This window comes from Faecalicatena sp. Marseille-Q4148 (assembly GCA_018228665.1).
Classification (GTDB): Bacteria; Bacillota; Clostridia; order Lachnospirales; family Lachnospiraceae; genus UBA9414.
The window spans coordinates 2,595,181-2,614,970 of the sequence record CP073692.1 but is presented as its reverse complement, the minus strand read 5'-3'; the positions used below and the strand labels follow the sequence as shown (position 1 = coordinate 2,614,970).

Here is a 19,790-nt window from a genome sequence, read left to right as displayed (position 1 = left end):
GCCTACACAATTTCACTTATTTCAGTGCTTTCTCATATTCTGCCTGAACTCTCTCTGCAATCTCCTCTGGTTCTACCTGACCAATTAATAATTCCTGAAGACTTGTATTTAATACGTCTACAAGTGATGGTGGGAAGTGAAGGTCAATAACTGTGTACTGATCTGTATTTTCAAATACTTCATAATAATTCATCTGAAGCTCTTCCAGCTTTGACTCATCATATCCTTCTGTTTTGACACTTGGCACTTTTCCCATCTCATACATTGTATTTGCTGTATCTTCACAGAAATATTCTTTATACCATTCTGCAATTAAATCATATTTTTTCTGATCTTCTTTTACTTTCGCATTGACGGAAACTGCCCAGCCACCACCTTCATAATAGTCAATATCTCCTTCGCGTTTCGCTACCGGAATCTCTGTAATTTTTGTTGCATCGATCACATCCTGAGGTGCGTCGGACAAAATAGAGCCGACTGCCCAATATCCATCCATGAGCATTGCCGCTTTTTTCTCAAAATACGGAACTCTCGCTTCTGTGTAATCAATACTGTTTACATCTGAGTTAAATGCTTCTAATTCTACCCATTCTTTCATAACGTTTAATGCTTCAATGAAATCCGGGTTATTGAAATCAGCAGATCCGTCGTATTTCAACAAATCCTGAATCCATTCTTCTCCGCAAATTCTGCTCATCAGTAAGCTGAAGATACATGACTCTGCCGGCCAGTTTGCAACATTTCCTAAAGAAATCGGTGTATAGCCTTTCTCTTTAATTTTCACGATCGCATCATTAAATTCATCTAAGTTTTCAGGGAACTTGTCGATACCACATTCTTTAAAAATCTCTTCATTATAGTAGAGAAGACCTGTCAGTCCGCCGCCGTCAATAGAAAGACCATAAATGGAATCATCCTTTTTAAAGGCAGAATATGCATTCTCCTGTAATGTATCGGCCCACTCAGGATCATCCTTCAGCATATCGTCCAGACTCAATACGACTCCGTTGTTTACCCAGTTTGATGTCCACGAACCTTTCATATCGAAAATATCCGGAAGCTCATCTCCTGTAGCAAGAATCTGTGCCTTTTCTTGATAAGCATCGTGCGGAACATATTCCATATCAAGCTCTACTTCCGGATGATCCTCAAGAAAACGATCCCATGATTCATACCATGTTTTTACGATCGGATCCACATCAGACTGATCTTCATTTGCTGTCGTAATTGCTGAAATTACAATTTTGCCGTCTTTATTTTCTTCTTCTTTTTTACCACTTGAACATCCAACAAGTGACGCTACCATTGTAGCTGCAAGACCGGCAGCTACTAGTCTTTTCATTTCCATCTCTTTTCCTCCTTACTTTACTTTTCTTGTAACTCGTTTCTATAATGTTATTATACCGTTTACTTTCACACAAAAATATCATTGCTTTTCATTTAATATCTCCCTCTTTCATACTCTTTTCTATGCTAAGTTTTATCCGATATCAGCCTTTTCTACAATCTATCTGTACTTTTTATAGACTCCTGTTTCTTCCTTGACTTTCATATATACCCAATTATAATTTAAAATAAGTAAAAAGAAATGAGTGGTAAATAAATGAAAAAACGGTTTTTTAGCTTACAATACAAATTTTTCTTATATTTTTTATTACTGTCTGTCGTGCCAACTGTCTTGACAGGCTTCTTCTCCTATTATCGTTCCTCCAGAGTCATCATTGATAAAGCAAAAGCGATCAATGCTCAAAAGCTTGAATCAGTTGCTTCCAATATGAATTCAATTATGTCTCATGTCAATGAAGTATCACATTTAATTATACAAAGCGATGATGTGAAAGATTATCTGAGTGGGCATAGTACAAAAGATGCTTCTGAAGTCCTTGCTTTTCTTTCACCATTTGTTGGATATAATAATGCAATTTCAACCATTCGTATGGAAGGGATCAATGGCAAAGAGCTTGTTCTTGGAAATGTACGAACTTCTCCCTCTTTGTCAGAAGACTATAAACGCAGAGCAGATGAATTGAACGGGTATTATTTCTGGGATGTGCACCAGTTATCCGGAGTCGGAGCAAGTTTTCATCCTGTCAAAATTTTCGCACAGACGCGCCAATTCAGAAACATGTTCTCTCTTTCTGAACAGATTGGCTACATTTCCATTGAAGTTTTAGAAGATGCGATTACTGATACTTACAGTCAGCATTTATCTTCTCCAAACAGCATTTTTCTCATTATAAATGAATCCGGAGAAATTATACACTCTAACCGGACAGAGTATGAAGGAATACGAGTAAGCTTATCAAATCTGGAACAGGCTCAGCTAAACCCAACTGAAGAGCTTTCTCTTTATGACTCCTATGTCATCAGTACCCAGTCATTAAGCAATACCGACTGGAAAATTGTCGATCTGACACCAAGTGCAGAAATCTTAAAGGACAATCAGATTATCTTAAAAGTTATTTTATCCATTGTGATCTGCAATGTCGTTATCTGTATCTTGCTTGCAATATATATTTCCCATAAGCAGCTTGCACCGCTCCGCACACTGTGCCACCTGCTTAATGATGCCGGAAATAAAAATTTTAATGAATACTCCGGCACGCCTTCCAATGATGAGATCGGTATTCTTACAGAAGAGTTTAATAAAATGTCAAATCAACTGGAAGTATTACTGAACAAAGTCTATGCCGCCCAGCTGAAGCAAAGCGAAGCAGAATTTCAGGCGTTACAGTCACAAATCAACCCTCATTTTCTGTATAATACATTAGACACGATATACTGGGTATGCAGACTTGGACATACCTCAGACGCCTCAGAGCTTGTAAAAGCACTCAGCGATATGTTCCGATTAAGTTTAAGCAAGGGGGAAGGACTGATTCCTCTCCGCGATGAAATTCAACACTTAATGAGTTATCTGACGATCCAGAAAAAACGCTGCAAAACTTCTGTGGATATCCGAATCGATATCGATGATAATCCGGAGCTTCTCAATGCAAAGGTAATCAAACTGATTTTACAGCCTCTCGTTGAAAATGCGTTCATACATGGACTTCCTGATAATACAAAAGAAAGCCTTTTAAAGATTTCTATCAAACTGGAAGACAATACGATCATCTATATCATTCAGGATAATGGCGTCGGCATTAATCCTGAATTTGTAAAAGAATTAAACTCAAATACCCACAATTCCGGTTTCGGAATACATAATGTAAATGAACGTATCAAGCTTTTATTTGGTTCTTCTTACGGTATTCACATATCAAGTCATCTAAATGAAGGAACTACAATTTATGTAAGACAACCGCTACAACATTCTGATAAAGAAAAAGGAGAAACTGCTCATGATGAAATTATTAGTCGTAGATGATGAATTTTTTGTTAGAAAGGGAATTATTGAATCAATCGAATGGTCCAAATATGATATCGAAATATGTGGAGAAGCTTCTAATGGCATGGAAGCACTTCCACTTGTAGAACAACTTCACCCTGATTGTGTCCTTACCGACTTAAAGATGGGCAAAATGGATGGACTTGAATTTATCGAAAGAGCTAAACAGATTGACAGTAACATCGTATTCGTAATCTTATCTGGCTATGACGATTTTGAAGATGCGAGAAAAGCAATCTCTCTCGGTGTTTCTGAGTACTTGTTAAAGCCACTCGGCGCCGATGAACTGATCAATATCATATTAAAAATAAAAAAACAATTTGACAGTACCTCTTCCCTTTACGCTGCAAATAATCCTTCCCTGCAAAATAGTATTATGCTTTCATGGAACACTCCGCAAAATACAACCTTTTCCATGGATCATTCCTTTTTCCGCGTATTTACTTTCCGGGCAGAACATTGGCCTACACACACTCTGCTCCCTTTAAATGAGATTTCAAATATTGTTGAAGAATATCTGTCGTTGGCCGGGATCAGCCATATTGTAAAATCCTATCACTATAATTTATTCATGGTAATGTTAAACTACAAAGACTCGGTCAAAGACTGTACGGAATTTCTTAATTGTTTTTCAGAATTTCTTCACACGAAAAATAATCTTGAAATTATTATCGGATGCGGCAGTGAATATTTCGGCTACCACAATATTGCTCAATCTTATAATGAAGCCTTTGCCGCTCTTGCGTTTCATTATTGCCAGCTTTCGGATCCTATTGTTTACTCTGATAGTGTTCCTCATATTTTACTGCGAAAATATATGTGCAATCCGACGCAGCAGAATTTAAAACGTGAGATAAATTTTTTCTCTGACATAAATGAGTTATCTGCGGAACAATATTTTTCAAAATTATATTTGCTTTTCCAAAAATTCTCAACTCACAAAATTTCTCTGGAAGAAGCAAAAACATTGTTTTTGAGAATTTGTATTACAAATCTGAACAAACTGAATCTTCCTGCACATGCTATTGTCCAGCGCATTAATTTGTACAGTCTTTTTGATATTGAACATTGCGAGACTTACGAGCAGCTAAAAGCAGACATGACAGATTTCTTTTATAAAATGGCAGACTCCCATTCTGTCTCGTATGATATCAATAATTATCAGCATATCATCAGCCTTGTCATGCAATATGTGTACAGCCATTATGGTGAAGATATTTCTCTGAGCCTGCTTTCATCAAAAGTTCATCTGACCCCTAACTATCTCAGTAAAATTTTTAAAGATACTGTAGGTATCAATTTTAAAGAATGGCTGACACAATACCGCATTACAAAATCTCAGGAGCTTCTCCGAGAATCTTCTCACAAAGTCTATGAAATCTGTTCTATGGTAGGTTTCAATGACTATAAACATTTCTCGTCCGTATTTAAAAAATATGTCGGATGCAGTGCAAAGGAATACAGAACGTCCCATCTGCAGTCAGATTTTTCTGAAAATCAAAATGAGAGGGCGCCGCACTAGGCTGTCCCTCGCTGAATTAATTCTTCTATTTCTTCTCTCTCAGGCATGGAATAAAGCGCCCCTTTTCTTGTTGTAACAAGTGCTGCTGCCGCATTGGCAAAGATAAGCATCTCCTTAAGCTTCTTCTTATCCAGTCCTTCTATGCCGTATTTCAACACATAGTGAAGCATACTTCCGCAAAAGGTATCTCCCGCTCCCGTTGTCTCAATACTGTTGCAGCGAAATCCCGGCTGTTCCACCACATCCCCTTTATAAAACGCTTTGCTTCCATCTTTTCCCAAAGTCAGACACGCCAGTGTGATATTCGGATATTCTGAAAGAATCTCTCTCATTCCTTCATCAAGCTTCTCTTTCCCTGTGACAAACTGTACTTCGTTGTCTGAAATTTTTAAAATATCACAGTGCGCCAACCCGTAACGGATCTGCTCCTTTGCCTTCCCAATATCTTCCCACAGAGGCTCTCTTAGATTCGGATCAAAAGATCGAAGCAGGTGATTCTGCTCCGCGATCTTAATCGCCTTTTCTGTCGCTTTTCTTACATGTTCATGAGTCATAGACAATGTTCCAAAATGAAATATCTTTGCCTCTTTTACAAACTCCTCTTCTACCTCATCTTCTGCCAGGCAGACATCTGCTCCCGGATTTCGATAGAACGAAAAATCTCTGTCACCATTTTCCAGCTTATGCACAAAAGCCAGCGTCGTATGTGCCAAAGGATCCAGACAGACCTTCGAGCTGTCAATCCCTACAGAACTGATAGCATCTCTAAGCATAAATCCGAACTCATCTTCTCCGACTTTTCCGATAAATGCCGTTCTTCGCCCCACCTTCTGCAGCATCGACAGTACATTGCACGGCGCTCCTCCCGGATTCGCCTCAAAGAGCTCGTTTCCCTGCTCACTTTTTCCCGACGGTATAAAATCGATCAGCAATTCCCCTAATGCAATCACATCATATTTTTTACTATTCATATTTTGCCTCCGGATATTCATTACATAACAAGCGGTAAGGAGCCTCATCTTCTTCAATCGCAGGGAAGCGTCCTACATTTTCATAAAAACGATTATCTGTATTGTCATCATTACACATCGATACTTCCCCGATCAGAATGTCTCCTGTGCCTTCTTTTACATCAAAATCATGGTACTGATGCGGCCATAACGTAATACTTTCTCCCGGTTTTAATTCCACTCCGGTTCCCGCACTCACATAATAAGAGCGTCCATCGGAATTTACGAGAACATCGCTGTCGTCAAAGCTTCCGTCTCCTTTATCATTATAAAGATGAATGATCAATGTGCCGCCGCCCCGATTAATGATATCTTCTGATTTCTTCCAGTGGAAATGCATTGGCGAATGCTGTCCTTCCTTTAACATCAACAGCTTCTCTGCATACACTTTTTTGTACTTTGGATTATTCTGATTCCCGTTACGAATCGTAACAAGTGCAAATCCTACCTTATCAAAGTCTCCAAGTCCGTAATCTGTAATATCCCATCCAAGCATATTATCCCGGATCTCATCATATTCTTCTGATTTGGTCTCCCATTCTTCCGGACTCCAGGAACAGAATGGCGGAAGTTCAAATCCATGTTCCTTTGCAAGCTTTTCCATATCCCTTATGCACTGATTAATCTTTGAGCGTTTCACTCTTCGTCAACTCCTTTTTCCTATTAAATACAGCTTTTACTAAAATTCAGTATAACAAAAAGTCATTTATTCCACAAGAAGCCTGCAGATTTCTCATAAAAACACCGTATATTCTATATATTTTTACGATACTAATTCATCATCTTATCCTGTTCTTCATATCTTACCGCATTCTTAACGAATAAATATTTTTCCGTTCCTTGATAGGGAAAACAAAAAAGAAGCGCCGTTTCATAAATGATCACTCATCTATGTTACAACGCTTCCTTCATCTCATTTACTGTCTATACTCTCAGAATTAGTCCTGAACGTATGGCATTAAAGCGATATGTCTTGCTCTCTTGATTGCTACTGTAAGAGCTCTCTGATGTTTTGCACAGTTTCCTGTGATTCTTCTCGGAAGGATTTTTCCTCTCTCAGAAACATATTTCTTTAATTTTGCTACATCTTTATAATCGATTTCGTTATTCTCTTTACCACAGAATACGCAAACTTTTTTTCTTCTGCGTCCGCCTCTTCTCTTCATTGGAGAATCTGGTCTGTTACCTTTTTCGTAAGCCATTGCTTTTTACCTCCTGTTAAACTCCGGACCTCTGTCCGCCTATCGCTAATTGAATGGTAATTCTTCATCAATTCCGTCTGGAATATTCATGAAGCCGTCCCCTGCGTCAATGCTCGGTGCCGGTGATGGTGCTGGCGCCGCACTGCGGTAGCCGGCGTTCTGTTCACTTGCTGCCTTGCTTTCTGCAAATTCCTGCTCCTCAACAACAACTTCTGTTGTGTAAACTTTCACTCCATCACGGTTTGTATAACTTCCAGTCTGAATACGTCCTGAAACAACAACACGCATTCCCTGGCGGAAATATCTCTCTGTAAACTCAGCAGACTTTCCAAATACAACGCATGGAATAAAATCAGCAGTTGCTTCTCCGTCTCTCTTAAAACGACGGTCAACAGCTAATGTATATCTGGCAATTGCCAGTGAGCTCTCACCCTGTGAATATCTTACTTCCGGATCTCTTGTAAGGCGTCCCATCAAAATTACTTTATTCATATATATTCCTCTTTTCTTTATGCTTCCTGTTTAACGCATAAATATCTGATAACGCCGTCCATAATACGCATTCTTGATTCAAGTTCTGCCGGAACAGTTGTATCAGCTTCGAAGTGGAAGAAATAGTAATATCCTTCTCTCATTTTCTGAATCTCGTAAGCTAATCTCTTCTTACCCCATTCATCCACGTCTGTTAAATTACCGTTAAAGCGCTCGATTAAAGCTTTCACTTTTTCTACAACGTTTGCTCTTTCTTCTTCTTCGAGTTTCGCGCTAACAATAACAGCTAATTCGTATTTGCTCATTTTGCTTTACCTCCTTATGGTCTCTGGCTCCCGTACCAAAGCGGGAACAAGGATTATAATAATATATCACAATTGCTGATTCTATCATAAATTCCTTTTGATTTCAAGACTTTTTTCTAATATCTTTTACATTTTTCTCTACATTTTTTCTTGAGATCATAATTTGATGCCCGCACCCGGTACATTTCAGACGAAAGTCTGCACCCACTCTGAGAATTTCCCATTCAAAACTTCCACAAGGATGCTTTTTCTTTAATTTTACAATATCTCCGACCTCAAACTTGTATTCCATCTGTCTACCTCCATTTTGCTTTCATCTTTTTCAGGTCTGCTGCATTTTCTTCCTAATTTTCTTCCTATTCCTGAATCTCTACGCCATGTACAACAAACCGCTCATCATCTCTTTCATTCGTACAAGTTGACAGTGTCACTGTCTTTGCTGTGGCATCTACTGCCACCCCGGTATCATAGGCAGATCCCTGTTTTACTTTTGTAATATAATTTGCAAATTCTTCCGGTGAAGCAAAATTCAGCTGATAATTCTCTGCCGTATCTTTAATAACTCCTGCTGCGAAGATTTCATACTTATGTGCCGTTCCATCCGGCGTATAAATATGGAAGTAACGATTCTTTTCCCAGAAAGCCTGATCTTTGTATTTCAAAAGCTTTGCAAACATAGCACCATTATTCATGTGGTGACCGTAAATGATTGTATTATAATCTGAAAAATCTTCATGGTTTCTTGCATCAATAAAAAGCGCGCCCAGTTTATTATCATTGGCTTCAAATGTTTTTGTAAGGTATGTCTCATTATTCATACAGTGTACAACCGGATAATTTATCTCTTCCGGATTCTCAAACCGGATCCACGCCGCCGTATCTCCATTAATTTGTTTCAGCGCATCAAAATCTACCCGGAAGACATCTTCCTGTGTTTCAGGATCTTTCTCCGTCTGAATAGCTATCTGCTGTACGTTCTCGTACTCTTTATCTCCTTCACTGTATTCAGAATAAATCTGAAATAACTGAAAAGCAGAATATATAAACACGCAAACAGCAATTACAAGCACTATATTGCTGAGTATCGAACCGACGCTTCTGCGTTTCTTCTGCTCTCGCCGACCGCGTCTTCCCTCTTGACGCTGTTTTCCTGTTCTTGCCGGTGTCTTCTGTGGTTTCGATACCTTTCTGCGTCTTCTGCCCCCATGTTCTTCTTCTAATCGATCAAAAATATCATCATCATAGTCATCATATTCTTCTTCATACTCTTCATCGTATTCTTCATCGTACTCATCATCATAATCCATTATTTCATCATCATACGGTTCTTCATATTTATGTTTTTTTCTCATGCGATCTGTCCCTTCTTAAATTCATACTCGCTGTTCCGAAGTTCTCTTTACAAAAACTCCTGCAATTACTATCAGTGTACAAGGTAACCATAAGAGCCGTCAAGTCTATTTTACTTTCTCCGCTTATGGCAAAACTTCAAAGGTTCCATAGAGATTCAACTTTCCATATCCCCACTCCGGATTCGGATACTGGCGTCCGGTACTGCGCCCTGCTGCCCGGATAAAATAATTCTTAATGCTTTTTCCATTCAGAAACGGAGAATTCCCTTTTACTGCCGCCCATTCGAGCAAAAGCGCTGCCGCCCCTGCTGTCTGCGCTGCTGCCAGACTCGTTCCGGACCTCTTCACAAATTTTCCACCGGGCAGGATACTGGTCACTTCCACCCCCGGCGCGGCAAAATCCGGTTTAATTTTACCATCTGACAAATATCCCCTTCCCGCCTCCACATAAAGGCTCTCATTTCGATAATCATATGCCGTCACAGTCATAACCGCCTCTGAATCTCCCGGACTTGTTACCGTATTAGCCGGTGATGATTCAAGAAAATATGTCTCATTGCTAAGCACCCCTCTTGGCGGAAGCCACATATGAAATCCCGCCTGATAAATTGCATTGCTAAAAATACGAAACCTCCAGATTCCTTCTGCAGGCTCAATCATTCTTAAAAAGATCAATGTGCTTCCCGACTGACGTTCCAGCCTTACATAAGTTGCCTGAATCCTTGTATTTGAAAAAATAAACCGAATATCCTGAACCTCTCCGCCGCGACTTGTGAGAACATCTGCTTCCTCCCCAAATGGTGTCTGAATCTGCATAGAATAAAAATTCGGTGCATTTCCCCAGAATTCCATTACAAATCCCGGTTCTCCTGCACCGACACGAGTTTCAACAACCATTTCTTGTTCTCCATCCTCTATCATACCGCCAAAATGATGGCGCATATTTCCCTCATTCCCCGCTGCGACAGATACTGCTCTTTGCTTATACCGACTCACACTGTCAAGATACTGATTCAAAGGTCCTTCTCCAATATGAGCGCCAAGATTCGTTCCAAGTCCAATGCAGATGGAAAGCGGCATATTCATCTTTCTTGCACGGTTGATCGCATACTGCACAGCAAACATGATATCATTTTCCTGATAGGCATCTATTCCCTCGGGAACGAGATAAAATTCCCGCAAATATTCTTTCATCTGCTTTAGCTTCACAATAATCAGCGATGCTTCCGGCGCTGCACCAAGAAAATCCTGTGCTGCATTTCCGCTGCCGACCGCAATCCCCGCCAGAAAAGTTCCATGCCCATTCACATCTACAGACGGCACCACTTTCTTTGGATCATCACTTCCTAACGCCTCATCAATTTCTTTTCCGGTAAACTCCCTGCCATAAGGAACCGTTCTTCCATTCCTTGCCGCATCACTTTCCTCATCCCATTCAGTAGGAATCGATTGATCCCACAAATAAGCAATTCTGCTCTTTCCCACTGCATCTATGAATGCTTTATTTTCATAATCAATTCCGGAATCAATAATGGCAACCGCCGTTCCCTTTCCTTTCAGATTGAGATATGGCTGATTCTGTACTCTCAGGATTCCTGAAGCATTCAAAGCTTCTGTATCCATAGGCACATAGTATTTGGGAACCGCTCCATAATTATAATCTGCAATGCTGATTTCTCCGATCGATTCCCGCGAAATATACACAACTGCATATATTTCATCTATAATTTCAAAAAAATCATTAGATGTATATTCCCGCTCTCCATGGGTATTCTGACTGTACTGAAAAATAAAGTCTGCGTATGCTTCATTTTGTGCCGGTAAAACTGCCATTGCCTCACCTTAATCTATGCCGTTGTTATATCTATATGCATCAAATGCTTTGGATAGACAATTTTTCATACTGTTTCTGCCAATCCGGCTGCATGCTAATTCACTAATCCCTCTGGAACTTTTCTTGAAATGCCTTCTGCACAACTTCCGGAACAAATTTTGATGTATCCCTTCCATAAGAAGCAACTTCCTTCACAACTGTCGAGCTTAAAAAAGAATACTCCAGGCTGGTTGTGAAAAACATTGTATCAATATTGCTGTCCAGACTGTGATTTGTCTGGGCAATCTGCATTTCACTTTCAAAATCGGTAACCGCCCGAAGTCCTCGGATAATAAGACGTGCCCCATTCTCCCGCGCAAAATCAATTGTCATTCCGTCAAACATCTTTACCGTTACATTCGGATATTCTTTCGTTGCCTCCTTCAGCATAGCTACCCGCTCTTCCAATGTAAAAAGCGGAGATTTCTTAGCTTTATTTACAATCACCCCGATAATCAATTCATCCACTACTTTTGCTGCTCTCTGAATAATGTCAAGATGTCCGAATGTTACCGGATCAAAACTTCCAGGATATACTGCTTTCATCACATTTCCTCCGTCTACTGTCTATTTCATTTTCATTTCCTTTTTCTTTGTTTCTTACATAGCAAAACCTGCAAATACTGATGCTCCCACAACAGTCATTAGTCCTGCCACCGCAATTGCAAGCCCGCTCATAGCTCCCTCAACTTCTCCCAGTTCAATCGCCTTCGCTGTGCCAAGTGCGTGAGAAGATGTTCCGATTGCCAAGCCCACAGCAATCGGTTCTGTAATATGAAACATTTTGCAGATTGCTTCTGCAAATACATTTCCGAGAATTCCCGTAATAATAATAACTGCCACCGTAATCGTCACAATTCCGCCAAGCTCTTCTGAAATTCCCATTCCGATCGCTGTTGTAATTGACTTTGGCAGCATCGTCACATACAATTCCTGCGATAATCCGAACAATTTTGCAAGTACAAATACGCCGCCAAGACTTGCCGCTACACCGGCCGTAATTCCTACTGCCACTGCCTTTAAATTTCTCTTCAAAAGTTCTAATTGTTCATATAGCGGTACGGCAAGACACACCGTAGCCGGAGTGAGAAAATAACTGATATATTTTGCACCTTCATTATATTTCTCATAATCAATTTTAAAAATATTCAATACTCTAATAATCGCAATAACACTAATCAGCGTCGGATTAAAAATGGCAAGTTTCCATTTACGCTTCATTAAAAGCCCGATTTCATAGGCAGATAAGCTAAGTACAGCGCCAAAAAACAACGAATTATTTATAATCTCCTGCATAATGCTCCCCTTTCTTTTCCCGGTTCATCATTCCCTGTGTGACCTTTCCGGTTACTGCCATAACAAGCACGGTTGTTACTGCTGTAATAATTGCTACCGGAATCAGGACTTCCCTCAGTGAATTCCAAGATTCCATCAGACCAACCGCTGCCGGCACAAACATTACCGGCATAATTTCTATCAAAAATTTTGACACCTCTTTTACTTGTCCTACTTTTAAAATTCCGCTTTTCAGCAGTATCAACATGCAGATCAGACCGTACACACTTGCCGGAATCGGAAGTGGGAGTATCACTCTGAGAACTTCTCCCAGAAATGAAACGCCCAGTATGATAACAAATTGTCTCAGATATTTCATAAATCTCCCCCATAACTCTCCTAAATTTTATATTTATCTTACTACACATGTGAGAAAATTCAACTGCACAAAACATTTTTCTACTTATTTTCAAGAAAGCGCCCTTTTCCGCGGCAGATTTTTGTCAAAAAATTGAAAATTGAATGTACATTTCACAATCTTTATACGAAAAAAGATCTCTGCTGTCAAGACGCATGACAACAGAAATCTTCAAATCGCATTCATTTTAGTTTTTACGCTTGTTCATGGAAAAATCTCAATGCATTTTCAAAATACATCTTCTTCACAGCTCGTTCCGGAATTCCTCTGGACATTAAATATTCTGCCGTGCGTGCAAATTTTACCGGAGAAGTCAGCGATTCGTTAATATCGGCTCCATCAAAATCGCTGCCACAAGCTATAATATCTTCTCCACCTAACTCCAACATTCGGTAAACATGTCGATAAATGCTTTCTGCGTCTCCTCTTCCTTCTTCATCCAGAAAACTTGTATACAAATTAATTCCAACAAGACCTTTTCTGCGCACAATTTCCTGAAATTGCTGCTCTGTCAGATTACGCTTATGACTGCAGACGCTCCTTAAATTAGAATGTGTCGCGATAAACGGTTTCTCCGCAATTTCACAGAGATCTGCAAATCCTCTGTCATTTAGATGAGACACATCAACAATTATCCCTGATTGTTCCATCTTTTTTACTGCCTGTTTTCCAAATTCTGTCAAACCATTCTCTGTACTATGACCGGATCCGAGTTCATTTTCTCCATTCCATACAAGTGTCAGCATTTTCACCCCGAGTTCTGCAAAATGCTCCACATTTTCAAGCTTTCCGGCCAGTGCTGCCCCACTCTCAATTGCCAGCATACAGGCACATCTTCCTTCTCCTGTAATCCGTTCTATATCTTCAGCCGTCCTTGCCATTTCAGCCAATTCCTTCTGACGTTCAACAACAGCTTTCAGATATGCTGCGTGTACATCAACATATTCTCTTGCTGCTTCGCCACGAATAGAGTCCGGCACAAACACTGCCATTGTCTGGCACATCCGTCCCAGCTTTTCACGCTCACGCAGTGAAAAATGTGTCTCCTCTGAATCAAATCCAAGATTCTTTTCCTTCCATAATACAATCGTGTCACAATGCAGATCAAATAAATCCATTTTATAATACCTCTTTTCTTTGGATATTTTATCTTTATTTTACTCAATATACAAATATACTTCAAGAACATTCCCATCAAATGCAAAAAAAGAAGTTCCATAAAGAACTTCTTTTAAGAGGCGCCAACCAGATTTGAACTGGTGATAGAGGTGTTGCAGACCTTTGCCTTACCACTTGGCTATGGCGCCATATACTATATTATATACATACTTTTATAAAATATGCAAGCTTTTTTACACTTTCGTGTAAATGACTCCTACGGGAATCGAACCCGTGTTACCGCCGTGAAAGGGCGATGTCTTAACCGCTTGACCAAGGAGCCTCATCTTTCTGGGGCTTTCCGCCCTTAACTCCCCCTGTTGGACTCGAACCAACGACAACTCGGTTAACAGCCGAGTGCTCTACCGACTGAGCTAAGGAGGAATATTAGATGGTATGTTCGCTCAACTAAATTCGCTTACGCTCATTAAGGCTCGCGAACCACCTCGCACTAAGCTCATGCTTCCTTACCGGTCGCATTCACTAAGTTGCTTTTGGTGTACCTTCAAAACCACATACAAGAAATCTCATCCTTCGTTCACTTTCCTATCCTTACCTCACTTGGTTATGCCCTCGACCGATTAGTAACAGTCAGCTACATGTGTTACCACACTTCCACCTCTGTCCTATCTACCTCGTCGTCTTCAAGGGGTCTTACAACTTTCGTTGGGATATCTCATCTTGAGGGGGGCTTCACGCTTAGATGCCTTCAGCGTTTATCCCGTCCCGGCTTGGCTACTCTGCTATGCATTTGGTAATACAACAGATACACCAGCGGCCAGTCCACCCCGGTCCTCTCGTACTAAGGGCAGCTCCTCTCAAATATCCTACGCCCACGCCGGATAGGGACCGAACTGTCTCACGACGTTCTGAACCCAGCTCGCGTACCGCTTTAATGGGCGAACAGCCCAACCCTTGGGACCTACTTCAGCCCCAGGATGCGATGAGCCGACATCGAGGTGCCAAACCACTCCGTCGATGTGAACTCTTGGGAGTGATAAGCCTGTTATCCCCAGGGTAGCTTTTATCCGTTGAGCGATGGCAATCCCACTTTATACCACCGGATCACTAAGTCCTACTTTCGTACCTGCTCCACCCGTCGGTGTCACAGTCAAGCTCCCTTCTGCCTTTGCACTCTTCGAATGGTTTCCAACCATTCTGAGGGAACCTTTGAGCGCCTCCGATACCCTTTCGGAGGCGACCGCCCCAGTCAAACTCCCCACCTGACATTGTCCCCCAGCCGGGTCACGGCTGCTGGTTAGAAATCCAGTACTGCAAGGGTGGTATCCCAACAGCGACTCCATGGCAACTGGCGTTACCATTTCTCCGTCTCCCACCTATCCTGTACATGCAATACCGAATCCCAGTATCAAGCTGGAGTAAAGCTCCATGGGGTCTTTCCGTCCTGGCGCAGGTAACCAGCATCTTCACTGGTATTTCAATTTCACCGGGTGCATTGTTGAGACAGTGCCCAAATCATTACGCCTTTCGTGCGGGTCGGAACTTACCCGACAAGGAATTTCGCTACCTTAGGACCGTTATAGTTACGGCCGCCGTTTACTGGGGCTTAAGTTCAAAGCTTCGCTTGCGCTAACCTCTCCCCTTAACCTTCCAGCACCGGGCAGGCGTCAGCCCATATACTTCACCTTTCGGTTTCGCATAGACCTGTGTTTTTGCTAAACAGTTGCTTGGGCCAATTCTCTGCGGCCACTTTTACATGGCACTCCTTCTCCCGAAGTTACGGAGTCATTTTGCCGAGTTCCTTAACAATGCTTCTCCCGTCGGCCTTAGGATTCTCTCCTCATCCACCTGTGTCGGTTTACGGTACGGGTACAGTACAAACAATAGCGGCTTTTCTTGACGCATGGCTCACATACTTCGTTACTTATAGTTCACTCCGCATCACGTCTTCGGCTTATCACACGGATTTTCCTATGTGACACCTACCCCGCTTGCGCCGGTCTTTCCATTCCCGGCTTATGCTCTCCACACGTGTCCCCACAGTTCTGTCATACTGCAGTACAGGAATTTCAACCTGTTGTCCATCGACTACGGCTTTCGCCCTCGCCTTAGGTCCCGACTTACCCAGAGCAGATCAGCTTTACTCTGGAAACCTTAGATATTCGGCCTGGAGGATTCCCACCTCCATCTCGCTACTCATTCCGGCATTCTCTCTTCTTAACGCTCCACAGCTCCTTCCGGTACTGCTTCGCCGCCCTAAGAATGCTCCTCTACCAATCCTTACAGGATTCCTGAGCTTCGGTAGTGTGTTTCAGCCCCGGACATTTTCGGCGCAGGACCTCTCGACCAGTGAGCTATTACGCACTCTTTTAATGTATGGCTGCTTCTAAGCCAACATCCTGGTTGTCTTTGAAATCCCACATCCTTTTCCACTTAACACACATTTTGGGACCTTAGCTGCAGGTCTGGGCTCTTTCCCTTTCGACTACCCAACTTATCTCGTGTAGTCTGACTCCCGATAAGCATCACTACGGCATTCGGAGTTTGATATTCTTCGGTAAGCTTTGACGCCCCCTAGGAAATTCAGTGCTATACCTCCGTGTGACTCTATCGAGGCTAGCCCTAAAGCTATTTCGAGGAGAACCAGCTATCTCCGGGTTCGATTGGAATTTCTCCCCTATCCACACCTCATCCCCACCCTTTTCAACGGATGTGGGTTCGGTCCTCCATTGCCTTTTACGGCAACTTCAACCTGGACATGGATAGATCACCCGGTTTCGGGTCTACTCCGGCTGACTTGGCGCCCTATTAAGACTTGGTTTCCCTTCGGCTCCGGACCTAAAGTCCTTAACCTCGCCAGCCGACGTAACTCGCCGGACCGTTCTACAAAAAGTACGCGGTTCCACTTTATTATGGTTCCACAGCTTGTAAACACAGGGTTTCAGGTTCTCTTTCACTCCCCTCCCGGGGTCCTTTTCACCTTTCCTTCACAGTACTATGCGCTATCGGTCACTAAGTAGTATTTAGCCTTACGGGGTGGTCCCCGCTCCTTCCCACAAGGTTTCTCGTGTCTCGTGGTACTCTGGATCCCGCTCGCTCTCTTCTATTTTCAGGTACGGGGCTTTCACCCTCTCTGGCTGGCTTTCCCAAAACCATTCTCCTAATATACGAGTCACTTGTTGCGGTCCTAACCCCCGGATGCACGCATCCGGGTTTGGGCTCTTTCCATTTCGCTCGCCGCTACTTTGGAAATCGATGTTTCTTTCTCTTCCTCCGGCTACTTAGATGTTTCAGTTCACCGGGTTCCCCTCCATACGTTATGGATTGGCGTATGGATACTTGAGGGCTTCTCAAGTAGGTTTCCCCATTCGGATATCTCCGGATCGTTGGATATTTGCTCCTCCCCGAAGCTTTTCGCAGCTTATCACGTCCTTCATCGGCTCTTAGTGCCAAGGCATCCACCCTGCGCTCTTTCTAGCATAACCAACTTGCCTTCATCCACGGGAATGGATGTTAGCTACACATGCATAGCGTTGCATGCGTTGGTAATTAGGTTTGATTCATTTGAATCAGTGTTTCGAATAATCATTATCTAATAACAATTACCTCGGATGTCTTGATATTTTCATCAATTTATTTCTTATATGCGGTTTTCAAGGTACATTCTATGTGTGTCTTCCGACACAGTGGAGATAACGAGATTCGAACTCGTGACCTCCTGCTTGCAAGGCAGGCGCTCTCCCAACTGAGCTATACCCCCATAGAGTGTTTATTCTTTTTTCAATAGATATGGGCTTAAGTGGACTCGAACCACCGACCTCACGCTTATCAGGCGTGCGCTCTAACCGGCTGAGCTATAAGCCCATATTCTTTTATAATCTGGCGGCCACCTACTCTCCCACACCGTCTCCAGTGCAGTACCATCGGCCGCTTAGGTCTTAACCATCGTGTTCGGGATGGGAACGGGTGTCTCCCCTAAGCGCATCGCCACCAGAAGCATTGAGTACTTAGCGAGGTCTTCTCGAGCTTAGTACGAAAGCTGTTCTTCGCACTCCGTGTGAAGAACTTCTTCTTTCACTCCTTCTCCGAAGACTCCCTTAATAACTCAACAATAGACAACAGCTCTTACTTCTTCTTCCTTAGAAAGGAGGTGATCCAGCCGCACCTTCCGATACGGCTACCTTGTTACGACTTCACCCCAGTTATCCGTCCCGCCTTCGGCAGCTCCTCCCCTAAGGTTAGGTCACTGACTTCGGGCGTTACTGACTCCCATGGTGTGACGGGCGGTGTGTACAAGACCCGGGAACGTATTCACCGCGACATGCTGATTCGCGATTACTAGCGATTCCAGCTTCATGTAGTCGAGTTGCAGACTACAATCCGAACTGAGACGTTATTTCTGAGATTTGCTCCAGGTCACCCTTTCGCTTCCCTTTGTTTACGCCATTGTAGCACGTGTGTAGCCCTGCTCATAAGGGGCATGATGATTTGACGTCATCCCCACCTTCCTCCAGGTTATCCCTGGCAGTCTCTCCAGAGTGCCCGGCCTTACCGCTGGCTACTGAAGATAGGGGTTGCGCTCGTTGCGGGACTTAACCCAACATCTCACGACACGAGCTGACGACAACCATGCACCACCTGTCTCCTCTGTCCCGTAGGAAAGGCAACATTACTTGCCGGTCAGAGGGATGTCAAGAGCAGGTAAGGTTCTTCGCGTTGCTTCGAATTAAACCACATGCTCCACCGCTTGTGCGGGTCCCCGTCAATTCCTTTGAGTTTCATTCTTGCGAACGTACTCCCCAGGTGGACTACTTATTGCGTTAGCTGCGGCACCGAACAGCTTTGCTGCCCGACACCTAGTAGTCATCGTTTACGGCGTGGACTACCAGGGTATCTAATCCTGTTTGCTCCCCACGCTTTCGAGCCTCAACGTCAGTTACCGTCCAGTAAGCCGCCTTCGCCACTGGTGTTCCTCCTAATATCTACGCATTTCACCGCTACACTAGGAATTCCGCTTACCTCTCCGGCACTCTAGAAGCACAGTTTCCAATGCAGTCCCGTGGTTGAGCCTCGGGTTTTCACATCAGACTTGCACTTCCGTCTACGCTCCCTTTACACCCAGTAAATCCGGATAACGCTTGCCCCCTACGTATTACCGCGGCTGCTGGCACGTAGTTAGCCGGGGCTTCTTACTCAGGTACCGTCATTTTCTTCCCTGCTGATAGAAGTTTACATACCGAAATACTTCATCCTTCACGCGGCGTCGCTGCATCAGGGTTTCCCCCATTGTGCAATATTCCCCACTGCTGCCTCCCGTAGGAGTTTGGGCCGTGTCTCAGTCCCAATGTGGCCGGTCGCCCTCTCAGGTCGGCTACTGATCGTTGGCTTGGTAGGCCGTTACCCCACCAACTACCTAATCAGACGCGGGTCCATCTCATACCACCGGAGTTTTTCACACCGTACCATGCGGTACTGTGCGCTTATGCGGTATTAGCAGTCATTTCTAACTGTTATCCCCCTGTATGAGGCAGGTTACCCACGCGTTACTCACCCGTCCGCCGCTCAGTCACAATCACTTCAATCCGAAGAAATCCGCAAAAGCGCTTCGCTCGACTTGCATGTGTTAAGCACGCCGCCAGCGTTCATCCTGAGCCAGGATCAAACTCTCGTTAAAAGTGTTTGTTCTTGGCGAATCAACTGCTAGCTAATTCATCCATAATTACTGTTTTTAGGTCGTTAGACTTTTGTGTCCAACTCGTTCTGAAATCTCTTTAAAGAAATTTTCAGGGTTGTTGTCTATTGTTTAGTTATCAAGGTTCTCTGTCGTTTGA

Annotated in this window: 15 protein-coding genes, 5 tRNA genes and 3 rRNA genes; 2 read left to right on the top strand and 21 right to left on the bottom strand. The window is 42.9% G+C overall.

The genetic code is table 11. The annotated features are described in order from the left end of the window. Positions 1-16: 16 nt before the first annotated feature. Positions 17-1,348, bottom strand: a complete 1,332-nt coding sequence (locus KFE17_12540) for an extracellular solute-binding protein (GenBank protein QUO31656.1) — start codon at positions 1,346-1,348, stop codon at positions 17-19. A gap of 255 nt (positions 1,349-1,603) precedes the next feature. On the opposite strand from KFE17_12540, the gene KFE17_12535 reads away from it, so the two are divergent. After that, on the top strand, positions 1,604-3,370 hold the full coding sequence (locus KFE17_12535; protein ID QUO31655.1) for a sensor histidine kinase: 1,767 nt from the start codon (positions 1,604-1,606) through the stop codon (positions 3,368-3,370). After that, positions 3,345-4,913: a response regulator gene (locus tag KFE17_12530; protein QUO31654.1), complete on the top strand. Its 1,569-nt coding sequence runs from the start codon at positions 3,345-3,347 to the stop codon at positions 4,911-4,913. Before KFE17_12535 ends, KFE17_12530 begins: the two co-directional genes overlap by 26 nt. Here the strand turns inward: KFE17_12530 and KFE17_12525 are convergent. From KFE17_12525 to KFE17_12430, 20 genes are all read right to left on the bottom strand, one after another. Then, positions 4,910-5,884, bottom strand: coding sequence for a carbohydrate kinase (locus KFE17_12525; GenBank protein QUO31653.1), 975 nt, complete (start codon positions 5,882-5,884; stop codon positions 4,910-4,912). The genes KFE17_12530 and KFE17_12525 overlap by 4 nt on opposite strands. Continuing rightward, positions 5,877-6,563 carry a D-lyxose/D-mannose family sugar isomerase gene (locus KFE17_12520; protein QUO31652.1) on the bottom strand — a complete coding sequence of 229 codons (687 nt, stop codon included), beginning with the start codon at positions 6,561-6,563 and terminating at the stop codon, positions 5,877-5,879. Before KFE17_12520 ends, KFE17_12525 begins: the two co-directional genes overlap by 8 nt. 298 nt (positions 6,564-6,861) lie before the next feature. Further along, a complete protein-coding gene (rpsR, locus tag KFE17_12515) occupies positions 6,862-7,125 on the bottom strand; it encodes a 30S ribosomal protein S18 (protein ID QUO31651.1) in 264 nt (87 codons plus the stop codon). Between the two features lie 45 nt (positions 7,126-7,170). Then, the gene (locus KFE17_12510; protein QUO31650.1) at positions 7,171-7,617 is read right to left on the bottom strand and encodes a single-stranded DNA-binding protein; all 447 of its coding nucleotides are present in this window, start codon (positions 7,615-7,617) and stop codon (positions 7,171-7,173) included. Between the two features lie 17 nt (positions 7,618-7,634). After that, a complete protein-coding gene (locus tag KFE17_12505) occupies positions 7,635-7,922 on the bottom strand; it encodes a 30S ribosomal protein S6 (protein ID QUO31649.1) in 288 nt (95 codons plus the stop codon). A gap of 103 nt (positions 7,923-8,025) precedes the next feature. After that, entirely contained in the window at positions 8,026-8,214 is a 189-nt protein-coding gene (locus KFE17_12500; protein QUO31648.1) for a DUF951 domain-containing protein, read from the bottom strand. Positions 8,215-8,278: 64 nt separating this feature from the next. After that, a complete protein-coding gene (gene srtB, locus KFE17_12495; protein ID QUO33713.1) occupies positions 8,279-9,229 on the bottom strand; it encodes a class B sortase in 951 nt (316 codons plus the stop codon). A gap of 168 nt (positions 9,230-9,397) precedes the next feature. Next, positions 9,398-11,107: a S8 family peptidase gene (locus KFE17_12490; GenBank protein QUO31647.1), complete on the bottom strand. Its 1,710-nt coding sequence runs from the start codon at positions 11,105-11,107 to the stop codon at positions 9,398-9,400. Between the two features lie 103 nt (positions 11,108-11,210). Then, positions 11,211-11,693 (bottom strand): pantetheine-phosphate adenylyltransferase, encoded by a 483-nt coding sequence (gene coaD / locus KFE17_12485; protein QUO31646.1) that lies wholly within the window; start codon positions 11,691-11,693, stop codon positions 11,211-11,213. Between the two features lie 54 nt (positions 11,694-11,747). Next, complete coding sequence (locus KFE17_12480; GenBank protein QUO31645.1) at positions 11,748-12,443, bottom strand: LrgB family protein; 696 nt, start codon at positions 12,441-12,443, stop codon at positions 11,748-11,750. After that, positions 12,424-12,801: a CidA/LrgA family protein gene (locus tag KFE17_12475; protein QUO31644.1), complete on the bottom strand. Its 378-nt coding sequence runs from the start codon at positions 12,799-12,801 to the stop codon at positions 12,424-12,426. Before KFE17_12475 ends, KFE17_12480 begins: the two co-directional genes overlap by 20 nt. 233 nt (positions 12,802-13,034) lie before the next feature. Beyond that, positions 13,035-13,958 carry a membrane dipeptidase gene (locus tag KFE17_12470; protein ID QUO31643.1) on the bottom strand — a complete coding sequence of 308 codons (924 nt, stop codon included), beginning with the start codon at positions 13,956-13,958 and terminating at the stop codon, positions 13,035-13,037. A 118-nt stretch (positions 13,959-14,076) separates the two neighbouring features. Continuing rightward, a tRNA-Cys gene (locus KFE17_12465) sits at positions 14,077-14,147 on the bottom strand. Positions 14,148-14,209: 62 nt separating this feature from the next. Beyond that, positions 14,210-14,281 (bottom strand) — tRNA-Glu (locus KFE17_12460). 28 nt (positions 14,282-14,309) lie between these two features. Next, positions 14,310-14,382 (bottom strand) — tRNA-Asn (locus KFE17_12455). A 177-nt stretch (positions 14,383-14,559) separates the two neighbouring features. After that, positions 14,560-17,444, bottom strand: a 23S ribosomal RNA gene (locus KFE17_12450). 202 nt (positions 17,445-17,646) lie between these two features. After that, positions 17,647-17,719 (bottom strand) — tRNA-Ala (locus KFE17_12445). 30 nt (positions 17,720-17,749) lie between these two features. Then, positions 17,750-17,823 (bottom strand) — tRNA-Ile (locus tag KFE17_12440). 13 nt (positions 17,824-17,836) lie between these two features. Further along, positions 17,837-17,954 (bottom strand): 5S ribosomal RNA (gene rrf, locus KFE17_12435). Positions 17,955-18,102: 148 nt separating this feature from the next. After that, positions 18,103-19,633 (bottom strand): 16S ribosomal RNA (locus KFE17_12430). Together the 16S, 23S and 5S rRNA genes with 5 tRNA genes alongside form the textbook arrangement of a ribosomal RNA operon. Between the last annotated feature and the right edge of the window lie 157 nt (positions 19,634-19,790).

Bases quoted from the DNA above. Each gene is read 5' to 3' on its own strand.
- KFE17_12540 (QUO31656.1), bottom strand. From the start codon at position 1,348: ATGGAAATGAAAAGACTAGTAGCTGCCGGTCTTGCAGCTACAATGGTA.
- KFE17_12535 (QUO31655.1), top strand. From the start codon at position 1,604: ATGAAAAAACGGTTTTTTAGCTTACAATACAAATTTTTCTTATATTTT.
- KFE17_12530 (QUO31654.1), top strand. From the start codon at position 3,345: ATGATGAAATTATTAGTCGTAGATGATGAATTTTTTGTTAGAAAGGGA.
- KFE17_12525 (QUO31653.1), bottom strand. From the start codon at position 5,884: ATGAATAGTAAAAAATATGATGTGATTGCATTAGGGGAATTGCTGATC.
- rpsR (QUO31651.1), bottom strand. From the start codon at position 7,125: ATGGCTTACGAAAAAGGTAACAGACCAGATTCTCCAATGAAGAGAAGA.
- KFE17_12510 (QUO31650.1), bottom strand. From the start codon at position 7,617: ATGAATAAAGTAATTTTGATGGGACGCCTTACAAGAGATCCGGAAGTA.
- KFE17_12505 (QUO31649.1), bottom strand. From the start codon at position 7,922: ATGAGCAAATACGAATTAGCTGTTATTGTTAGCGCGAAACTCGAAGAA.
- KFE17_12500 (QUO31648.1), bottom strand. From the start codon at position 8,214: ATGGAATACAAGTTTGAGGTCGGAGATATTGTAAAATTAAAGAAAAAG.
- srtB (QUO33713.1), bottom strand. From the start codon at position 9,229: ATGGATTATGATGATGAGTACGATGAAGAATACGATGAAGAGTATGAA.
- KFE17_12490 (QUO31647.1), bottom strand. From the start codon at position 11,107: ATGGCAGTTTTACCGGCACAAAATGAAGCATACGCAGACTTTATTTTT.
- coaD (QUO31646.1), bottom strand. From the start codon at position 11,693: ATGAAAGCAGTATATCCTGGAAGTTTTGATCCGGTAACATTCGGACAT.
- KFE17_12480 (QUO31645.1), bottom strand. From the start codon at position 12,443: ATGCAGGAGATTATAAATAATTCGTTGTTTTTTGGCGCTGTACTTAGC.
- KFE17_12475 (QUO31644.1), bottom strand. From the start codon at position 12,801: ATGAAATATCTGAGACAATTTGTTATCATACTGGGCGTTTCATTTCTG.
- KFE17_12470 (QUO31643.1), bottom strand. From the start codon at position 13,958: ATGGATTTATTTGATCTGCATTGTGACACGATTGTATTATGGAAGGAA.